This window comes from Mycolicibacillus koreensis (genome assembly GCF_002104795.1).
GTDB lineage: Bacteria > Actinomycetota > Actinomycetes > Mycobacteriales > Mycobacteriaceae > Mycobacterium > Mycobacterium koreense.
In genome coordinates this window covers 51,374-65,851 of record NZ_NCXO01000004.1, presented here as the reverse complement: position 1 = coordinate 65,851, position 14,478 = coordinate 51,374, and the positions used below count along the sequence as shown (strand labels likewise).

The following is a 14,478-nucleotide window of genomic DNA, read 5'->3' as shown; positions in this document are numbered from 1 at the left end:
GGCGACGATGACTAGCCCCGATAGCCCTGATCGCCCCGATCATCCCCATAGCCCGCCCGCCACGCCGAGCACCGGCGAAATGGCCCTCGACGACCGGGCCGCCCTGCGCCGCGTCGCCGGGCTCTCCACCGAACTCGCCGACGTCTCCGAGGTCGAATACCGCCAGTTGCGCCTGGAACGGGTGGTGCTGGTCGGGGTGTGGACCCACGGTGGCGCGGCCGCCGCGGAGGCCAGCATGGCCGAGCTCGCCGCGCTGGCCGAGACCGCCGGATCCCAAGTGCTCGAGGCGCTCATTCAGCGGCGCGACAAACCCGACCCGTCGACCTACATCGGATCCGGCAAGACAGTGGAGCTTCGGGAAGTGGTGCTGGCCACCGGCGCCGACACCGTCATCTGCGACGGGGAACTGTCCCCGGCGCAGCTGACCGCGCTGGAGAAGGCGGTGCGGGTCAAGGTCATCGACCGCACCGCGCTGATCCTCGACATCTTCGCCCAGCACGCCACCAGCCGGGAAGGCAAAGCCCAGGTGACGCTGGCGCAGATGGAGTACATGCTGCCCCGGCTGCGTGGCTGGGGTGAGTCGATGTCCCGGCAGGCCGGGGGGCGCGCCGGCGGCAGCGGCGGCGGCGTGGGGCTGCGCGGGCCGGGGGAGACCAAGATCGAGACCGACCGGCGCCGCATCCGGGAACGGATGGCCAAACTGCGCCGCGACATCAGGGCGATGAAGACGGTCCGCGACACCAAACGCCGCCGCCGTCGCGACGCCGCCATTCCGGCGATCGCGCTGGTCGGCTACACCAACGCGGGCAAATCCAGCCTGCTCAACGCGCTCACCGGGGCCGGGGTGCTGGTGGAGGACGCGCTGTTCGCCACCTTGGATCCGACCACCCGCCGCGGTGTCCTCGATCCGGAGACCGGCCAGCACCCGTTCGTGCTCACCGACACCGTCGGCTTCGTGCGTCACCTGCCCACCCAACTGGTCGAGGCGTTCCGGTCCACGTTGGAAGAAGTCACCGACGCCGATCTGCTGCTGCACGTCGTCGACGGCGCCGACGCCAACCCGCTGGCCCAGATCGACGCGGTGCGCGCGGTGATCGGTGAGGTGATCGCCGACCACGACGGCCGTCGCCCGCCGGAATTGCTGGTGGTCAACAAGATCGACGTCGCCGACCCGGTGTTGCTCACCCAGTTGCGCCGCGCCATCCCCGACGCGGTGTTCGTCTCCGCACATACCGGTGCGGGCCTGCCCGAGCTGCGGGAACGACTGACCGCCCTGCTTCCGGCGGCCCTCACCGCCGTCGACGTGACCATCCCGTATGAGCGCGGCGATCTGGTGGCGCGGCTGCACACCGACGGGGTGGTCGACAGCGCCGAACACGGGCCGGTCGGCACCCGGATCACCGCGCGGGTGCCGGTGGCGCTGGCGGCCGCGCTGCAGGATTTCAGCACCGCCTGAGCCCGCGCGCCGGGCGGTGACCCGGACCGCCGGTTCGCCCAACCATCCGGTTGGTTTATCCTCGTCGGTGCGTCCTGTCTACCCACACGTCCGGAGGTCCCGATGGCCAGCCCCGTCAAATTCCAGCGCACCCTGTTCGAGGCCGAGCACGACCTGTTCCGCGAGTCCTACCGCGGCTTTTTGGATCGCCACGTCGCCCCGTTCCACGAGGAGTGGGAGAAGGCCAAGATCGTCGACCGGGGAGTGTGGCTGGAGGCCGGCAAGCAGGGCTTCCTGGGGATGGCGGTGCCCGAGGAGTACGGCGGCGGCGGTAACCCGGACTTCCGCTACAACACGATCATCACCGAGGAGACCACCGCGGGGCGCTACAGCGGGATCGGCTTCTCGCTGCACAACGACGTGGTGGCGCCCTACCTGCTGCGCCTGGCCACCGAGGAACAAAAGCAGCGCTGGCTGCCGAAATTCTGCACCGGTGAGCTGATCACCGCGATCGCGATGACCGAGCCGGGCACCGGCAGCGACCTGCAGGGCATCAAGACCCGCGCGGTCAAAGACGGTGACCACTACATCCTCAACGGCTCGAAGACCTTCATCACCAACGGCATCCACTCCGATTTGGTCATCGTGGTCGCCCAGACCGATCCCGACAAGGGCGCGCAGGGGTTCTCCCTGCTCGTGGTGGAACGCGGGATGGAGGGCTTCGAGCGGGGCCGCCACCTCGACAAGATCGGCCTGGACGCCCAGGACACCGCGGAGCTGTCGTTCACCGACGTCAAGGTTCCGGCGGAGAACCTGCTCGGCGAGGAGGGCATGGGCTTCATCTACCTGATGCAGAACCTGCCCCAGGAGCGCATCTCGATCGCGATCATGGCCGCCGCCGCGATGGAGAAGGTGCTCGAGGAGACCCTGGCCTACACCAAGGAGCGCAAGGCGTTCGGCAAGCCGATCGGCAGCTTCCAGAACAGCCGGTTCCTGCTGGCCGAGTTGGCCACCGAGGCCACCGTGGTGCGGATGATGGTCGACGAGTTCATCCGGCTGCACCTCGATGAGGCGCTCACCGTCGAGCAGGCCGCGATGGCCAAGTGGTACGCCACCGAGAAACAGGTGCACCTGATCGACCGGTGTCTGCAGCTGCACGGCGGCTACGGCTACATGCGCGAATACCCGATCGCCCGGGCGTTCCTCGATGCGCGGGTGCAGACCATCTACGGGGGCACCACCGAGGTCATGAAGGAGATCATCGGCCGCAGCCTGGGGGTGTGACCTGCGGCGACTCGGTGACCGCGGTCAGGTCTGCTCACCCGCGCCGATCGACCAGCGGTGCGGCGGTGGCCGCGGTCACGGTCGCCAGATCGACGTCGGGGGCCAACTCCCGCAGCGCGAACCCGGCGCCGGTGACGTCGAAGACGCCGAGATCGGTGATGACGCGGCTGACCACCCCACGCCCGGTCAGCGGCAGATCGCACGCCTCGACGAGGCGGGCGGCGCCGGTCTTGGTGCGGTGCTCCATCAGCACGATGATGCGGGCGGTGCCGTTGACCAGGTCCATCGCCCCACCCATCCCCTTGACCATGGCCCCGGGCACCATCCAGTTGGCCAGATCGCCGGTGCCGGCGACCTGCATGCCACCCAGGACGGCCACATCCAGGTGCCCGCCGCGGATCATGGCGAAGCTGGCCGCCGAATCGAAATACGCCGCCCCCGCCAGCACCGACACCGTCTGTTTGCCGGCGTTGATCAGGTCAGGATCGACCTCGTCGGGGTAGGGGAACGGACCCACCCCGAGGATGCCGTTCTCCGCGTGCAGGGTGACCCCCGAGTCCGCCGGCAGCTGATCGGGCACCAGGGTGGGCAGGCCGATCCCGAGGTTGACGTAGTCGCCGGGGTGCAGTTCGGCGGCGGCGCGCGCGGCCATCTCGGTGCGACTCCAACTCATGGCCGGGCCTCCTGATCGGTTCCCGGATACGGCCGGGTGGTGCGTTGCTCGATCCGTTTGTCGGCGGCCTGCGCGGCGGTCAGGGCCACCACCCGCTGCACGAACACCCCCGGCAGGTGCACCGCATCGGGGTCGAGGGTGCCGGCGTCGACGACCTGTTCGGCCTCGACCACCGTGATGCGCCCGGCCATGGCGGCCGGCGGATTGAAGTTGCGGGCCGCGGCGTGGAACCGGCAGTTTCCGGCGGTGTCGGCGACCGCGGCGCGCACCAGCGCGTAGTCGGTGACGATGCCCTCCTCGAGCACCATCTCGCGCCCGCCGAAGGTGCGTACCTCCTTGGCGGGGGAGGCCAGTGCGATGCCGCCGGAGCCGTCGTAGCGCCACGGCAACCCGCCCTCGGCGACCAGGGTGCCCACCCCGGTCGGGGTGTAGAACGCCCCGATTCCCGCCCCGCCGGCCCGCAGCCGCTCGGCGAGCGTGCCCTGCGGTGTCAGCTCCAACGTCAGCTCCCCGGCCAGATACTGGCGGGCGAACTCCTTGTTCTCGCCGACATAGGAGGCGATGACCCGGCTGATGCGCTGGGCCTCCAGCAGCAGGCCCAGTCCGGCGCCGTCGACGCCGCAGTTGTTCGACACCACGGTCAACCCGCCGGCCCCCTGGCTGCGCACCGCGTCGATGAGGACCCACGGGATGCCGGCCAGGCCGAACCCGCCGACGGCGAGGCTGGCGCCGTCGGCGATGTCGGCCACCGCGCCGGCGGCGCTGGCCACTACCTTGTTCAGGCCCATGAGGTGCTCCCGGTCGTCGAATCGGCCGGCTGTGAGGTTACCGGGGGCGCGGGGCCGCTTCGGTTGAGGGCCGCGGCGGCGACCTTCGTGCATCGATTCGACATCAGGTTGGTATCCATTTCCGCCCGAACATGCCGATCGGTTCGCAATTCCGGCCGGGGAAGCGCGATGATGACCGGTGCGACCGTAACTACCGACGGCCGATGCGACCGTAATTGCAGTGAACACGACAGGCCGGGGAGGCTGGGTGAGAAAGCAGCGAAGTCGGATGAGCCGATGGCTCCATGGTGCGACCCTGGCCACGGCGGTGATCGGCACCGCGGTGGCGACCGCGCTGTTGACCCCCACCGCAGCAGCGTCACCGGAGACCGACGCCTACGACGCGATCACTGCCGCGTGGGAGGCTGCCGGCGGCAACGAGTCGCGGCTCGGCGGCCCCCAGGGTGACGTCTACCCGGTCGGGGCCGGATTCGCTGGGGACTTCACCGGCGGCAAAATCTTCTTCACCCCGGAGACCGGGGCGCATCCGATGTACGGGCCGATCCTGGACAAATACGAGTCGCTCGGCGGTCCCGCCGGATCCGACCTGGGTTTTCCGGACATGGACCAGACCGACGGCGCCGCGGTCCCCGACAGCCAGTTCATCTCCTTCTCGGCCACCGACAACCCGCTGATCTACTTCACCCCCGAGCACGGCGCCTTCGTGGTGCGCGGTCCGATCAACGCCGCCTGGGACGCCCTGGGCAGCTCGGCGGGCGCGCTGGGGGCGCCGTCGTCGGACGAATCGTTCGACGGCGACGTCATCACCCAGTCGTTCGCGGCCGGGCAACTGTCGTGGAACCGCAAAACCCACGCCTACACCACCGCGCCGCCGGAGCTGGCCGACCAGCTCGCCGACGTGACCTTCGAGGTCAACCCGACCGACGCGATCAACGCCACGTGGCGTGCGCTGGGGGCGGGGGCGGGCCCGCTCGGTGCCCGGGCAGGCGACCCCGAGCCGATCGGACCCGACGGCACCGTGCAGGCGTTCGCCGGCGGCAAGATCTACTACACCCCCGGCACCGGGGCCAACGCGGTCGAGGGCGACGTCCTGGCGAAATACGAGTCGCTCGGCGGCCCGGCCGGCAGCGATCTCGGTTTCCCTACGGCCAACCCCGCCGAGGGCGGCCTCGGCGCCGACAGCCAGATCAGCGCGTTCAGCGCCCCCGACCACCCGGTGATCTTCTGGAGCTCCGAGCACGGGGCGTTCGTGGTGCGCGGCGCGATCAAGGCCGCCTGGGACAAGCTCGGCGGCGCCGCCGGCGACCTCGGCGCCCCGGTCGGCGACCAGACCATCGACGGGGACCTGGTCGAACAGAAGTTCGCCGACGGCGTCATCTCCTGGAATCAGGCGGAGAACAGCTTCACCACCGAGCCGGGCAACCTCGCCGCCTCGCTGGCGGGCCTGCAGGTGCCCGGGCTGGGCGCGGCGAGCGCGCCGACCTCCGGCGGCGCCGACCACGCCATCAGCTGGCACTGGTGGTGGCTGCCGGTGAGCATCGGGGTGCTGCTGTTGGCGGGGCTGCTCGCCTGGCTGGCGCGGTGGCGCCATCAGCGCGACGAGATCACCCAGCCGGCCTCGCGGCGCCCCAGCGCCCGGGCCGCCGCAGCCGCCCCGGTGGCTCTCGACGACGAACCGTGGGCGCCCGAACCCGACCACGCCGACCAGTTCGACCCGATCGGCGACGACGACGACGAGGCGCCACCGTTCGGTGAATCGTTCTTCGACCTGACCGAACCGGTGTCGACCACCGAACCGGAGGACACCGAGCTGCCCACCCGGGTCGCCTGGGCGCACCGTGCCGGGGCCGAGGAACACGCCCCGGTGGTCAGCCACGATCCCGGCGACTACTTCGCCCCCGACTTCGATCACCGGATCCATCACGGCGACGACGAGGACCTGGAGATGCTCGACGGGGAGAACCCCGACGACGTCGACACCGCGCCGACCCCGCTGCCCGGGGTCACGGCGGTGAGCACCGGGCGGCACTCCGCGGTCGACCCGGCCGAGCAGGGGCGTCCATCGGAGGACTACATCCCCAGCCCCTACCCGGACGGCGGTGTCGACGACCCGCGCGATCACCCCGCCGCGCAACCGGCGGTGCATCTGCCGCTGAGCGACCCCTACCAGGCGCCGGAGGGTTTCCCGATCAAGGCCAACACGGTCTCGGGTCTCTACTACACCCCGGACAACCCGCTCTACCACGACACGTTGGCCGAGGTCTGGTTCGCCACCGAGACGATCGCCCAGGCCAACGGGTTCCTCAAGGCCGAGTAAAGGCCGAGTAAAGGCCGAGCGCGGGCGGGGCGGACCGCTCAGATCTTGCGGATCACCGTCACGACCTTGCCGAGGATCGCGGCGTCGTTGCCCGGGATCGGATCGAAGGCCGGGTTGTGCGGCATCAACCAGACCTGCCCGGCGGTGTGCTTGAACGTTTTGACCGTGGCCTCGCCGTCGATCATGGCCGCGACGATGTCACCGTTGTCGGCCACGCTCTGCTGGCGCACCACCACCCAGTCACCATCGCAGATCGCCGCGTCGACCATCGACTCGCCGACCACCTTCAACAGGAACAGGGCGCCGTCGCCGACCAGTTCGCGGGGCAGCGGGAACACGTCCTCGACGGCCTCCTCGGCCAGGATCGGGCCGCCGGCGGCGATACGGCCGAGCACCGGGACGAACATCGGTTCCGGCAGGCTGTCCGAACCGGCCACCTCGGTGCGGGCGCGCGGCAGGTCGGCGTCATCGACGCCGCGCACATCGACCGCCCGCGGCCGGTTGGGGTCGCGGCGCAGATAGCCCTTGCGCTCCAGCGTGCGCAACTGGTGGGCGACCGATGAGGTCGAGGTCAGCCCGACCGCATCGCCGATCTCGCGGATGCTGGGTGGATAGCCGCGCTCGGTGACCGAGGCGCGGATGACGGTGAGGATGGTGCGCTGCCGGTCGGTCAGCGCCGAATCGGCGCCGGTCGGCCGGCCCGGGGGCGTGCCGCTGCTGTCGCTCATATCCCGAATGTAGCCGCACCCCCCGACGAGATCAAACACGTGTTCGACGTGTGTCGCGGCATCCGGCCCGTCGAGGATCGCTCATGTGTTCTACAACAGTTCGATAACACGTTCGAATTTCGCTTGGTTAGTCGGTTACATTCGAACGCACAAGCGAATTGTCGACCGGAAGGACACGCCATGACCGTCATCGACCCCCAGTTGCCGACCCCCTCCGCGCGGCGGGCTCAGCCGGTGCAGGTCGGCCCCGCCGGCCAACGGCGCACCTGCACGGCCCGGCGCCGCGCGCCGCAGCCGACCCGCCCGGGTGGGCGCCCGGTGCGCTACCGCGGCACCGGCGTGCTGGTCTCGCGCGCCCCGCACCGCCGCCGCGGCGTGACCCCGGTGACCACGGTCATGTTGGCGCTGGTGGCCGCGCTGATCACCGTCTGGCTGGGGATCGTGGCCCAGTTCGGCGCCGCGGTCACCGCGGGCGCTCCCACGTCGGTGCCCACCGAGTTGGCGGTGGTGCGGGTGCAGACCGGGGAGACGTTGGCGCAGTTGGCCCGTCGTGTCGCGCCCGGGTCGCCGGCCGGTCCGGTGGTCGCCGCGATCCGGGACCTCAACGACCTGGACTCCACCGTGGTCGAGGCCGGTCAAACCCTGATCGCCCCGGTGGGTTAAGCAGTGCGTGCGGTGGCAAGCCTGCGTCGAGCCCGCGGCGGGGGTGGCGGTGACGGTGGTGAGTGCGGTCGTGCGGCGGGTACGCTCGTTCCGCCGACGCTCGCGCAGGTATTCTCGGGGGCGATCGACAACCCCGGCCCCCGGCGCGGCGAAGGAGCGGTGATGCACTGTCCGTTCTGCCGGCACCCCGACTCCCGTGTGGTCGATTCCCGGGAGACCGACGAGGGCCAGGCCATCCGGCGCCGACGCTCCTGCCCGGAGTGCGGCCGACGGTTCACCACGGTGGAGACCGCGGTGCTGGCGGTGGTCAAACGCAGCGGGGTGACCGAACCGTTCAGCCGCGAGAAGGTCGTCAGCGGCGTGCGCCGCGCCTGCCAGGGCCGGGCGGTCGACGACGACGCCCTGAACCTGCTGGCCCAGAAGGTCGAGGACGTGGTGCGCGCCAGTGGGTCCGCCGAGATCCCCAGCAACGAGGTCGGGCTGGCGATCCTGGCGCCGCTGCGCGACCTCGATGAGGTCGCCTACCTGCGGTTCGCCTCGGTGTACCGGTCGTTCACCTCCGCGGAGGATTTCGAACGCGAGATCGAGACCCTGCGCGAGCACCGGCGCGTGGCCAACACGCCCTGAGCGGCGCAGCGACTAGGCTCGCCCACTGTGAGCACACCCGAGCCCGACCTGCACCCGAACCTGGTCGAGTTGGCGCCGCTGCTGGGGACCTGGTCCGGTCAGGGACGCGGGGTGTATCCGACAATCACGGCGTTCGACTACCACGAGACCGTCGTGTTCGGCCATGTCGGGAAGCCGTTTTTCACCTACCGGCAGACCACCCGAGCGGTCGTCGACGATCGCCCGCTCCATGCCGAGGTCGGCTACCTTCGGGTCCCCCGTCCGGGCACGGTGGAATGGATCGTGGCCCATCCCACCGGGATCACCGAGATCGAGGCCGGCGACTACGCCGTGGCCGACGCGGTGATCACCATGGCATTGCAGGCCACCGCGATCGGGTTGAGCCCCAGCGCCAAGGAGGTCCGGGAGTTGAACCGCTCGCTGCGCATCGACGGCGACGTGCTCAGCTACACGGTGGGCATGGGTGCCGTGGGCCAGCCCGAGCAGAATCACCTGCGGGCGGTGCTGCACCGGCAGCGCTGATCCGGCGCTGCACGCGGCCACGTCGGTCGGCTAGAGGTCTGTTCAGACCACGCTCATCGGGCCCTCGCCGACGACCAGTCCGCTGAGGTGGATCCATCCGTCGGCGCCCCACACGGTCTCGATGCGCGAGCCACGGCCCTGGATGATCGACAGGTCGCGCTGCAGCGTGTCGGTCAGCCGCACCGCGGCCGATCCGGTCGCCTCATCTTCGAGGACGCCGAGCGGCGGTGCGAACATCCGCGCGCGCACCACCGCGGCGGCCTCGTCGTGCCACGCCCACAGGTAGTGGGCGACGGTGTCGGGGAAGTCGCTGGGTTCGGCGGCCATCACCTCAGCCGGTGAGCCCACCTGGTGCATGGCGAACTCCGGGGACCACTCGGCGCGGGCACTGACCGTGGTGCGCGCGCCGTGGTAGGACACCGGGACCACGCCGGCCGGAAGCTGGAGCGTGCGGATCGGGCGCCCGATCTCGCGGAGCCACCAGCTGAGCCCGATCGCCGGATGCCCGGCGAACGGCAACTCCGCGGCGGGGGTGTAGATGCGCGCGCGGGCGGTGGTGGCCCCGGGCTCGGGCAGCGCGACGAAAATCGTTTCGCTGTACCCCAAGTGGGCGGCCAGCCGCGGTCGATCCTCGGGCTGCAGGGCCGCCGCGTCAACGATGCCCAGCCGATTCCCGTAATCGCCCCGGGCGTCGGTGAACACCCGCGCCACGGTGACGTCGATAGCCATGTCGCTCCCGTCCGGGTGGGTCCGGCGGCGTTCAGGCCGGGTCTTCGGGCCCGCGTGACTTGCGAGCCTCCTGAGCCAAGAACTGCTCGAACGCCGCGCCCAATTCGTCGCCGCTGGGCAACTCCTCGTCGCGGGCGAGCAGCGAGCGGTTCTCCTGGGCGGCGACGAACGCATCGTATTGCTGCTCAAGGGCGCCGACGACCTGGGCGACCTCCTCGTTGCCGGCGACCTGCTCATCGATACGACCGGTGATCTCGGCGGCCGCCTCGGCGAGGCTGTCCACCGGGATCTGCAGCGAACCGGTCTTGGCCACCTCGTTGACCAGCGCCAACGCCGCCGCCGGGTAGTCGGTCTGGCTCAGGTAATGCGGCACGTGCACGGTGTATCCCACGACTTCGTGTCCGTGCTGGGCCAGCCGGTACTCCAGCAGGTTCGACGCGCTCGCCGGCACCTGCACCTCGGTCACCCAGGACGGGTGGTCGCCGATGAGCTCGCGGTTGTTGGAGTGGGCGGTCATCGTGACCGGCCGGGTGTGCGGCACCGCCATCGGAATGGTGCCCAGGCCGATGGTCTGGCGCACTCCGAGGCGTTCGGCCAGCAGGCGCACCGCGGTGATGAACCGCTCCCATTTGAGATCCGGCTCCAGTCCGGCCAACAGCAGGAAGGGGGTCCCCGCGCTGTCACGCATGGCGTGCAGATCCAGCTGCGGTTGCGCGTAGTGGGTGAAGCGGTCGGTCTTGAACGTCATCAGCGGTCGCCGCGACCGGTAGTCGAGCAGTTCGTCGATGGCGAACGACGCCACCAGTTCGCTGTCGAGGGACTCCTTGAGGTGCGCGCTGACCAGACGGATCGCGTGCCCGGCGTCGGAGAACCCTTCCAGGGCGTGGATGAGCACCGGTCCGCGGCCGTCGGGGGAGGACACCTGCGGTGCCGGAAACTCCAGTTCGTACATTCCACTGTGGTCGGGTTGGGCGTGGTCGGGGCTGAACTGCCGATCCTGTCCCATCGTTTTCGCCTCCTCGGCACGGTCGGGGCCGTGCGCTGTCGTCCTCGTCGACCCGCCCCGCCGCCGCGACGTGGCGGCGGCGAGCCGGGCCGGGTGCCTCAAGGATATGACCGAGCACGGTGGGCCCGGCGGCCTACTCTCCGGTGCTCGTCCTCTCAAGGCCCCACAACGTGGCGCTCACCGCGCCTCATTCCCCACCGGTACCCGTTTCGCTCACCGCTGAACCGGCTCAGCAGACACACCAGTAACACATGTCACGGCAAGCTCAAGAAGCACAAAAATAACTTAAACATCAGGACTGGTCATAAATAACAGATGTATCAATAAACACAATTAACACGGTAAACAACGTATGCATCATATGCATCAGAAACAAATTCTGAATCATTTGCCTCATTGATTACATAAACTTGCAATAGGCAACAATGATCACGTTAGGTTCTTTCATCACACGTGTTTCTTCTATCACGGAGGTTGGGGAATGGACCGCAATGTCGCGGGCCGGCGTGTCGCGCCGGCCGATCCGCATCACCACCATGACCACCATGACCACCACCACGCCTGGCTTCGATCCGGTGCGCTGGCCGCAGGCATGATGATGGCGCTGGGTTCCTCGGTCGGGGTCGCCCAGGCCGACGGCGTGAATTGGGATGCGGTCGCCGAATGCGAATCGAACGGCAATTGGTCGGCCAACACCGGCAACGGGTTTTACGGCGGCCTGCAATTCAAGCCATCGACCTGGAAGGAATTCGGCGGACAGGGCTCACCCGCCGATGCCTCACGCGACGAACAAATTGCGGTCGCCAACCGGGTGTTGGCGGCGCAGGGACCCGAGGCCTGGCCGAAATGCGGACCCGGGCAACCGCAGGCTCCGCGGATGCACTGGCCGAAGCCGTTGCGTTCGATCGCGAAGACCGTCTGGGGCTGGATCCCGCACTGAGGCGGGGCGCCGACCGGGGCAGACACCGCCGGACACGGCGCGCGCCTCACGGGCGTACCCGCCCGGGGGTGCCATCATGGGGCCGATGCCCAGGCCGGTGATGTCCTCCCGCCGCACCCGCGTCGCGGTGGCTGTGAGCATCGTGGCCGGCGCGGTGGCCGCCACGACCTCGATGGTCGGCTGTAGTCGCTCGGTCGGCGGGGCGGCGCATCTCGGCGCGGACGCGCGGGCACCACTGGAACCGCTGTTGCTGGCCCCCGAACGGTTCCCGGCTCCCTACGACGCCCGGGTCCTCTCCGCCGCCGAAGACGTCGACCGCAGCCTCTGGCGGATCGACGGAGCCGGACCCGACGCGGTGGTGACCCCGCCGTCGTGCGCACCCCCGCGGGCCGCCCGGCCACCGCACAACGCGGTGGCGACCGTCGGCACCGACCCCGGCACGGGGGCCACCCTGACCGTCGCGATCACCCGCACGGCCAGTGCATTGGAGCAACGGCGCGCCCAGTTGGCGGCCTGCCCGACGATCACCGTCGAGGTCGGCGGGCTCCGCACCGAGGTGCGCCCCGAGATTCTCGCCGCACCACCGGTGGACGCTGACGCCAGCTACGCGGTCCGCCAGACCGAACTGGTCGACGGGGCGCGGGCACGGTCGCTGCTCACCCTGGTCGCTCAGGTCGAAGACATCCGCGTCACCGCCAGCTGGTCCGGCCCCGACACGGCAGGCCCGGACGCGGAAGCCCCCGACGCGGTAGGCCCCGACGCGGAGGCCCTCGATGAGGTCTTTCTCGATGCCGTGCTCCACGCCCGGCGACACCGCTGAGTCATCCCCAGTGCGGGCGCCATCCACAGCGCAGGCCGATTCGGGCCGGTCGGGCCGATCCGGTGTCGGCGCGCCGACGGTGCGCATTGACACCGTGACCGTTATGGCAACCAACGAACCAGATTTTGTGCTCAACCGGCCGGGAGCGCTGATCGCCGCGATCCCGGCGGTGTTGGGTTTCGTACCCGAGCGGTCGCTGTTGCTGGCAGCCCTGACGGCCGGGATGCTCGGGCCGGTGCTGCGGGTGGACCTCACCGACGATCTCCCCGATCGGATCGATGACGTGGTCGCGGTCGCCGCGGTCGCCGATCCGGAGGCGATGATCGTGGTGATCGTCGACGCGGCCCGGGCGCCCTGCCCGGAGTGTGCCGGCGACCATCAACGGCTGTGCGCCGTCGTCGGCGAGGCATTGGATCGCCGCGGTATCGCGTTGCGGGCCGCCCACATCGTCGATCGCATCGCCGTCGGCGGGCGCTGGCACTGCGTCGACCGCTGCGGAGCCGGGGGAGCGATCGACGACCCGGCGACATCACCGCTGGCGGTGGCCGCGGTGGTCGCCGGCCGGCGCCTCTACGGGAGCCGCGCCGACCTGCAGGAGGTAGTCGGCACCCGCGACCCGCAGCGCCGCGCTCAGATCGCCGCCCTGCTGGGCGAGCCCCCACCGCCGGCGAAACGCCGGCTCAGCCGGGCCACCCGCCGGCGTGCCGACCTCGCCGCGATCCTGACCGCCGCCGAACGCCACGCCGACGGCCACCGCCTCGACGACGCCGACATCGCCGGCATGGGACGCGCGCTGCTTGACGTCGATGTGCGCGACGCCCTCTACGGGCTGGCGATCGGGGAGAGCGCCGACGCCGCCGAAAGCCTGTGGACCGTGCTCGCGCAGATCCTGCCCGGACGCCCGCGCGCGGAGGCGTTGGTGCTGCTGGCCTTCAGCGCCTACGTGCGCGGCAGCGGCGCGCTGGCCGGGGTCGCTCTCGAGGCGGCACTACGGGAGCACCCCGAGCACCGGATGGCGGGCATGCTCGACACCGCCTTGCAGTCCGGGATGCCCCCGGAGCGCATCCGGGGTCTCGCGATGACCGGATACCGGCTGGCTCAGCGACTCGGTGTCACGCTGCCGGCCCCGTGCCACCTGGACCGGCCGGCGTGAGGCGCTGCCGCACCGCGCTCGCTAAATCTTCTCCACCAGGACCGCGTGGGCCATCTCGTGCGGCAGGGTGACGTTCTCATGGCCGGGCATGATGATGGTCACCCTGTGGGCCGCGGTGTTCTCCACGGTCACCCGCGCGTTGGGCACCACCCCGGCCTCTTTCAGGCGCGCGATCAGATCCATGTCGCCTTGCACATGCTCGGTGAGCTGGCGGACCACCACCGCCGACGGCGAACCCTGCGGCAATTCGGTCAACCGCACCAGGTTGGCGCCCTCGGCCTCGAGTTTGCGATCGACGCCCAATTCGCTCAGTCCCGGGATCGGGTTACCGAACGGCGAGGTGGTCGGGTTGTTGAGGACCTTGACCAGCCGACGCTCCACGTCATCGCTCATGACGTGCTCCCAGCGGCAGGCCTCGGCGTGGACCTCTTCCCACGGCAGGCCGATGATGTCGACGAGCAGCCGCTCGGCGAGGCGGTGTTTGCGCATCACCGCCACGGCCAGGGCCCGCCCCTTGTCGGTCAGCTCCAGGTGCCGGTTGCCCGCCACCCGCAGCAACCCGTCGCGCTCCATGCGCGAGACGGTCTGGCTCACCGTGGGCCCGCTCTGCTCCAAACGCTCGGCGATCCGGGCACGCAGCGGTGTCACTCCCTCCTCTTCGAGGTCGTAAATCGTCCGCAGGTACATCTCGGTGGTGTCAACCAGATCGTTCATTCCACATCCTTCGTCGCCGCCCTCAGTCTACTTGGCGAGCTGCGTAGAAACCCCGTTACACACGGCGCTCGGGTGTGGG

General features: G+C 70.1%; 15 protein-coding genes. 9 read left to right on the top strand and 6 right to left on the bottom strand.

The window, feature by feature from the left end; translation table 11 throughout:
• Window positions 1-7 precede the first annotated feature (7 nt).
• Both hflX and B8W67_RS02940 read left to right on the top strand, forming a co-directional pair.
• The gene (hflX, locus tag B8W67_RS02945) at window positions 8-1,456 is read left to right on the top strand and encodes a GTPase HflX (RefSeq protein ID WP_069392578.1); all 1,449 of its coding nucleotides are present in this window, start codon (window positions 8-10) and stop codon (window positions 1,454-1,456) included.
• Between the two features lie 102 nt (window positions 1,457-1,558).
• Entirely contained in the window at window positions 1,559-2,719 is a 1,161-nt protein-coding gene (locus B8W67_RS02940) for an acyl-CoA dehydrogenase family protein (protein WP_069392577.1), read from the top strand.
• A 34-nt stretch (window positions 2,720-2,753) separates the two neighbouring features.
• Here B8W67_RS02940 and B8W67_RS02935 read toward each other — a convergent pair whose 3' ends face one another.
• A complete protein-coding gene (locus B8W67_RS02935) occupies window positions 2,754-3,392 on the bottom strand; it encodes a 3-oxoacid CoA-transferase subunit B (protein WP_069392576.1) in 639 nt (212 codons plus the stop codon).
• A complete protein-coding gene (locus tag B8W67_RS02930; RefSeq protein WP_069392575.1) occupies window positions 3,389-4,180 on the bottom strand; it encodes a CoA transferase subunit A in 792 nt (263 codons plus the stop codon). Before B8W67_RS02930 ends, B8W67_RS02935 begins: the two co-directional genes overlap by 4 nt.
• Before the next feature lie 268 nt (window positions 4,181-4,448).
• Between B8W67_RS02930 and B8W67_RS02925 the strand changes: the two genes are divergently transcribed.
• A complete protein-coding gene (locus B8W67_RS02925; protein WP_069392574.1) occupies window positions 4,449-6,497 on the top strand; it encodes an LGFP repeat-containing protein in 2,049 nt (682 codons plus the stop codon).
• 38 nt (window positions 6,498-6,535) lie between these two features.
• On the opposite strand, the gene lexA is transcribed toward B8W67_RS02925, so the two are convergent.
• Complete coding sequence (gene lexA / locus B8W67_RS02920) at window positions 6,536-7,225, bottom strand: transcriptional repressor LexA (protein WP_069392573.1); 690 nt, start codon at window positions 7,223-7,225, stop codon at window positions 6,536-6,538.
• A 180-nt stretch (window positions 7,226-7,405) separates the two neighbouring features.
• Between lexA and B8W67_RS02915 the strand changes: the two genes are divergently transcribed.
• The 3 genes from B8W67_RS02915 to B8W67_RS02905 all read left to right on the top strand — a co-directional run bounded on the left by B8W67_RS02915 (window position 7,406) and on the right by B8W67_RS02905 (window position 9,037).
• Complete coding sequence (locus tag B8W67_RS02915) at window positions 7,406-7,888, top strand: LysM peptidoglycan-binding domain-containing protein (RefSeq protein WP_069392572.1); 483 nt, start codon at window positions 7,406-7,408, stop codon at window positions 7,886-7,888.
• 162 nt (window positions 7,889-8,050) lie between these two features.
• A complete protein-coding gene (gene nrdR / locus B8W67_RS02910; RefSeq protein ID WP_069392571.1) occupies window positions 8,051-8,515 on the top strand; it encodes a transcriptional regulator NrdR in 465 nt (154 codons plus the stop codon).
• A 27-nt stretch (window positions 8,516-8,542) separates the two neighbouring features.
• Window positions 8,543-9,037 carry a peroxynitrite isomerase gene (locus B8W67_RS02905; RefSeq protein ID WP_069392570.1) on the top strand — a complete coding sequence of 165 codons (495 nt, stop codon included), beginning with the start codon at window positions 8,543-8,545 and terminating at the stop codon, window positions 9,035-9,037.
• A gap of 42 nt (window positions 9,038-9,079) precedes the next feature.
• Here the strand turns inward: B8W67_RS02905 and B8W67_RS02900 are convergent, their stop codons facing one another.
• Both B8W67_RS02900 and B8W67_RS02895 read right to left on the bottom strand, forming a co-directional pair.
• On the bottom strand, window positions 9,080-9,766 hold the full coding sequence (locus tag B8W67_RS02900) for a PhzF family protein (protein ID WP_085302205.1): 687 nt from the start codon (window positions 9,764-9,766) through the stop codon (window positions 9,080-9,082).
• A gap of 31 nt (window positions 9,767-9,797) precedes the next feature.
• Complete coding sequence (locus tag B8W67_RS02895) at window positions 9,798-10,772, bottom strand: proteasome assembly chaperone family protein (protein WP_069392568.1); 975 nt, start codon at window positions 10,770-10,772, stop codon at window positions 9,798-9,800.
• Window positions 10,773-11,364: 592 nt separating this feature from the next.
• Here B8W67_RS02895 and B8W67_RS02890 point away from each other — a divergent pair.
• The 3 genes from B8W67_RS02890 to B8W67_RS02880 all read left to right on the top strand — a co-directional run bounded on the left by B8W67_RS02890 (window position 11,365) and on the right by B8W67_RS02880 (window position 13,685).
• Window positions 11,365-11,712 carry a transglycosylase family protein gene (locus B8W67_RS02890; RefSeq protein ID WP_069392567.1) on the top strand — a complete coding sequence of 116 codons (348 nt, stop codon included), beginning with the start codon at window positions 11,365-11,367 and terminating at the stop codon, window positions 11,710-11,712.
• An 85-nt stretch (window positions 11,713-11,797) separates the two neighbouring features.
• On the top strand, window positions 11,798-12,532 hold the full coding sequence (locus tag B8W67_RS02885; protein WP_131814683.1) for a hypothetical protein: 735 nt from the start codon (window positions 11,798-11,800) through the stop codon (window positions 12,530-12,532).
• A gap of 103 nt (window positions 12,533-12,635) precedes the next feature.
• Window positions 12,636-13,685, top strand: a complete 1,050-nt coding sequence (locus B8W67_RS02880) for a DUF4192 domain-containing protein (protein WP_069392565.1) — start codon at window positions 12,636-12,638, stop codon at window positions 13,683-13,685.
• A gap of 21 nt (window positions 13,686-13,706) precedes the next feature.
• Here the strand turns inward: B8W67_RS02880 and B8W67_RS02875 are convergent, their stop codons facing one another.
• Entirely contained in the window at window positions 13,707-14,399 is a 693-nt protein-coding gene (locus B8W67_RS02875) for an iron-dependent transcriptional repressor DtxR (protein WP_069392564.1), read from the bottom strand.
• Window positions 14,400-14,478 lie beyond the last annotated feature (79 nt).

What these genes read in the sequence shown, in the direction of transcription:
- hflX (WP_069392578.1), top strand. Translation starts at nt 8, where the DNA reads ATGACTAGCCCCGATAGCCCTGATCGCCCCGATCATCCCCATAGCCCG.
- B8W67_RS02940 (WP_069392577.1), top strand. Translation starts at nt 1,559, where the DNA reads ATGGCCAGCCCCGTCAAATTCCAGCGCACCCTGTTCGAGGCCGAGCAC.
- B8W67_RS02935 (WP_069392576.1), bottom strand. Translation starts at nt 3,392, where the DNA reads ATGAGTTGGAGTCGCACCGAGATGGCCGCGCGCGCCGCCGCCGAACTG.
- B8W67_RS02930 (WP_069392575.1), bottom strand. Translation starts at nt 4,180, where the DNA reads ATGGGCCTGAACAAGGTAGTGGCCAGCGCCGCCGGCGCGGTGGCCGAC.
- B8W67_RS02925 (WP_069392574.1), top strand. Translation starts at nt 4,449, where the DNA reads ATGAGCCGATGGCTCCATGGTGCGACCCTGGCCACGGCGGTGATCGGC.
- lexA (WP_069392573.1), bottom strand. Translation starts at nt 7,225, where the DNA reads ATGAGCGACAGCAGCGGCACGCCCCCGGGCCGGCCGACCGGCGCCGAT.
- B8W67_RS02915 (WP_069392572.1), top strand. Translation starts at nt 7,406, where the DNA reads ATGACCGTCATCGACCCCCAGTTGCCGACCCCCTCCGCGCGGCGGGCT.
- nrdR (WP_069392571.1), top strand. Translation starts at nt 8,051, where the DNA reads ATGCACTGTCCGTTCTGCCGGCACCCCGACTCCCGTGTGGTCGATTCC.
- B8W67_RS02900 (WP_085302205.1), bottom strand. Translation starts at nt 9,766, where the DNA reads ATGGCTATCGACGTCACCGTGGCGCGGGTGTTCACCGACGCCCGGGGC.
- B8W67_RS02895 (WP_069392568.1), bottom strand. Translation starts at nt 10,772, where the DNA reads ATGGGACAGGATCGGCAGTTCAGCCCCGACCACGCCCAACCCGACCAC.
- B8W67_RS02890 (WP_069392567.1), top strand. Translation starts at nt 11,365, where the DNA reads ATGATGATGGCGCTGGGTTCCTCGGTCGGGGTCGCCCAGGCCGACGGC.
- B8W67_RS02885 (WP_131814683.1), top strand. Translation starts at nt 11,798, where the DNA reads ATGCCCAGGCCGGTGATGTCCTCCCGCCGCACCCGCGTCGCGGTGGCT.
- B8W67_RS02880 (WP_069392565.1), top strand. Translation starts at nt 12,636, where the DNA reads ATGGCAACCAACGAACCAGATTTTGTGCTCAACCGGCCGGGAGCGCTG.
- B8W67_RS02875 (WP_069392564.1), bottom strand. Translation starts at nt 14,399, where the DNA reads ATGAACGATCTGGTTGACACCACCGAGATGTACCTGCGGACGATTTAC.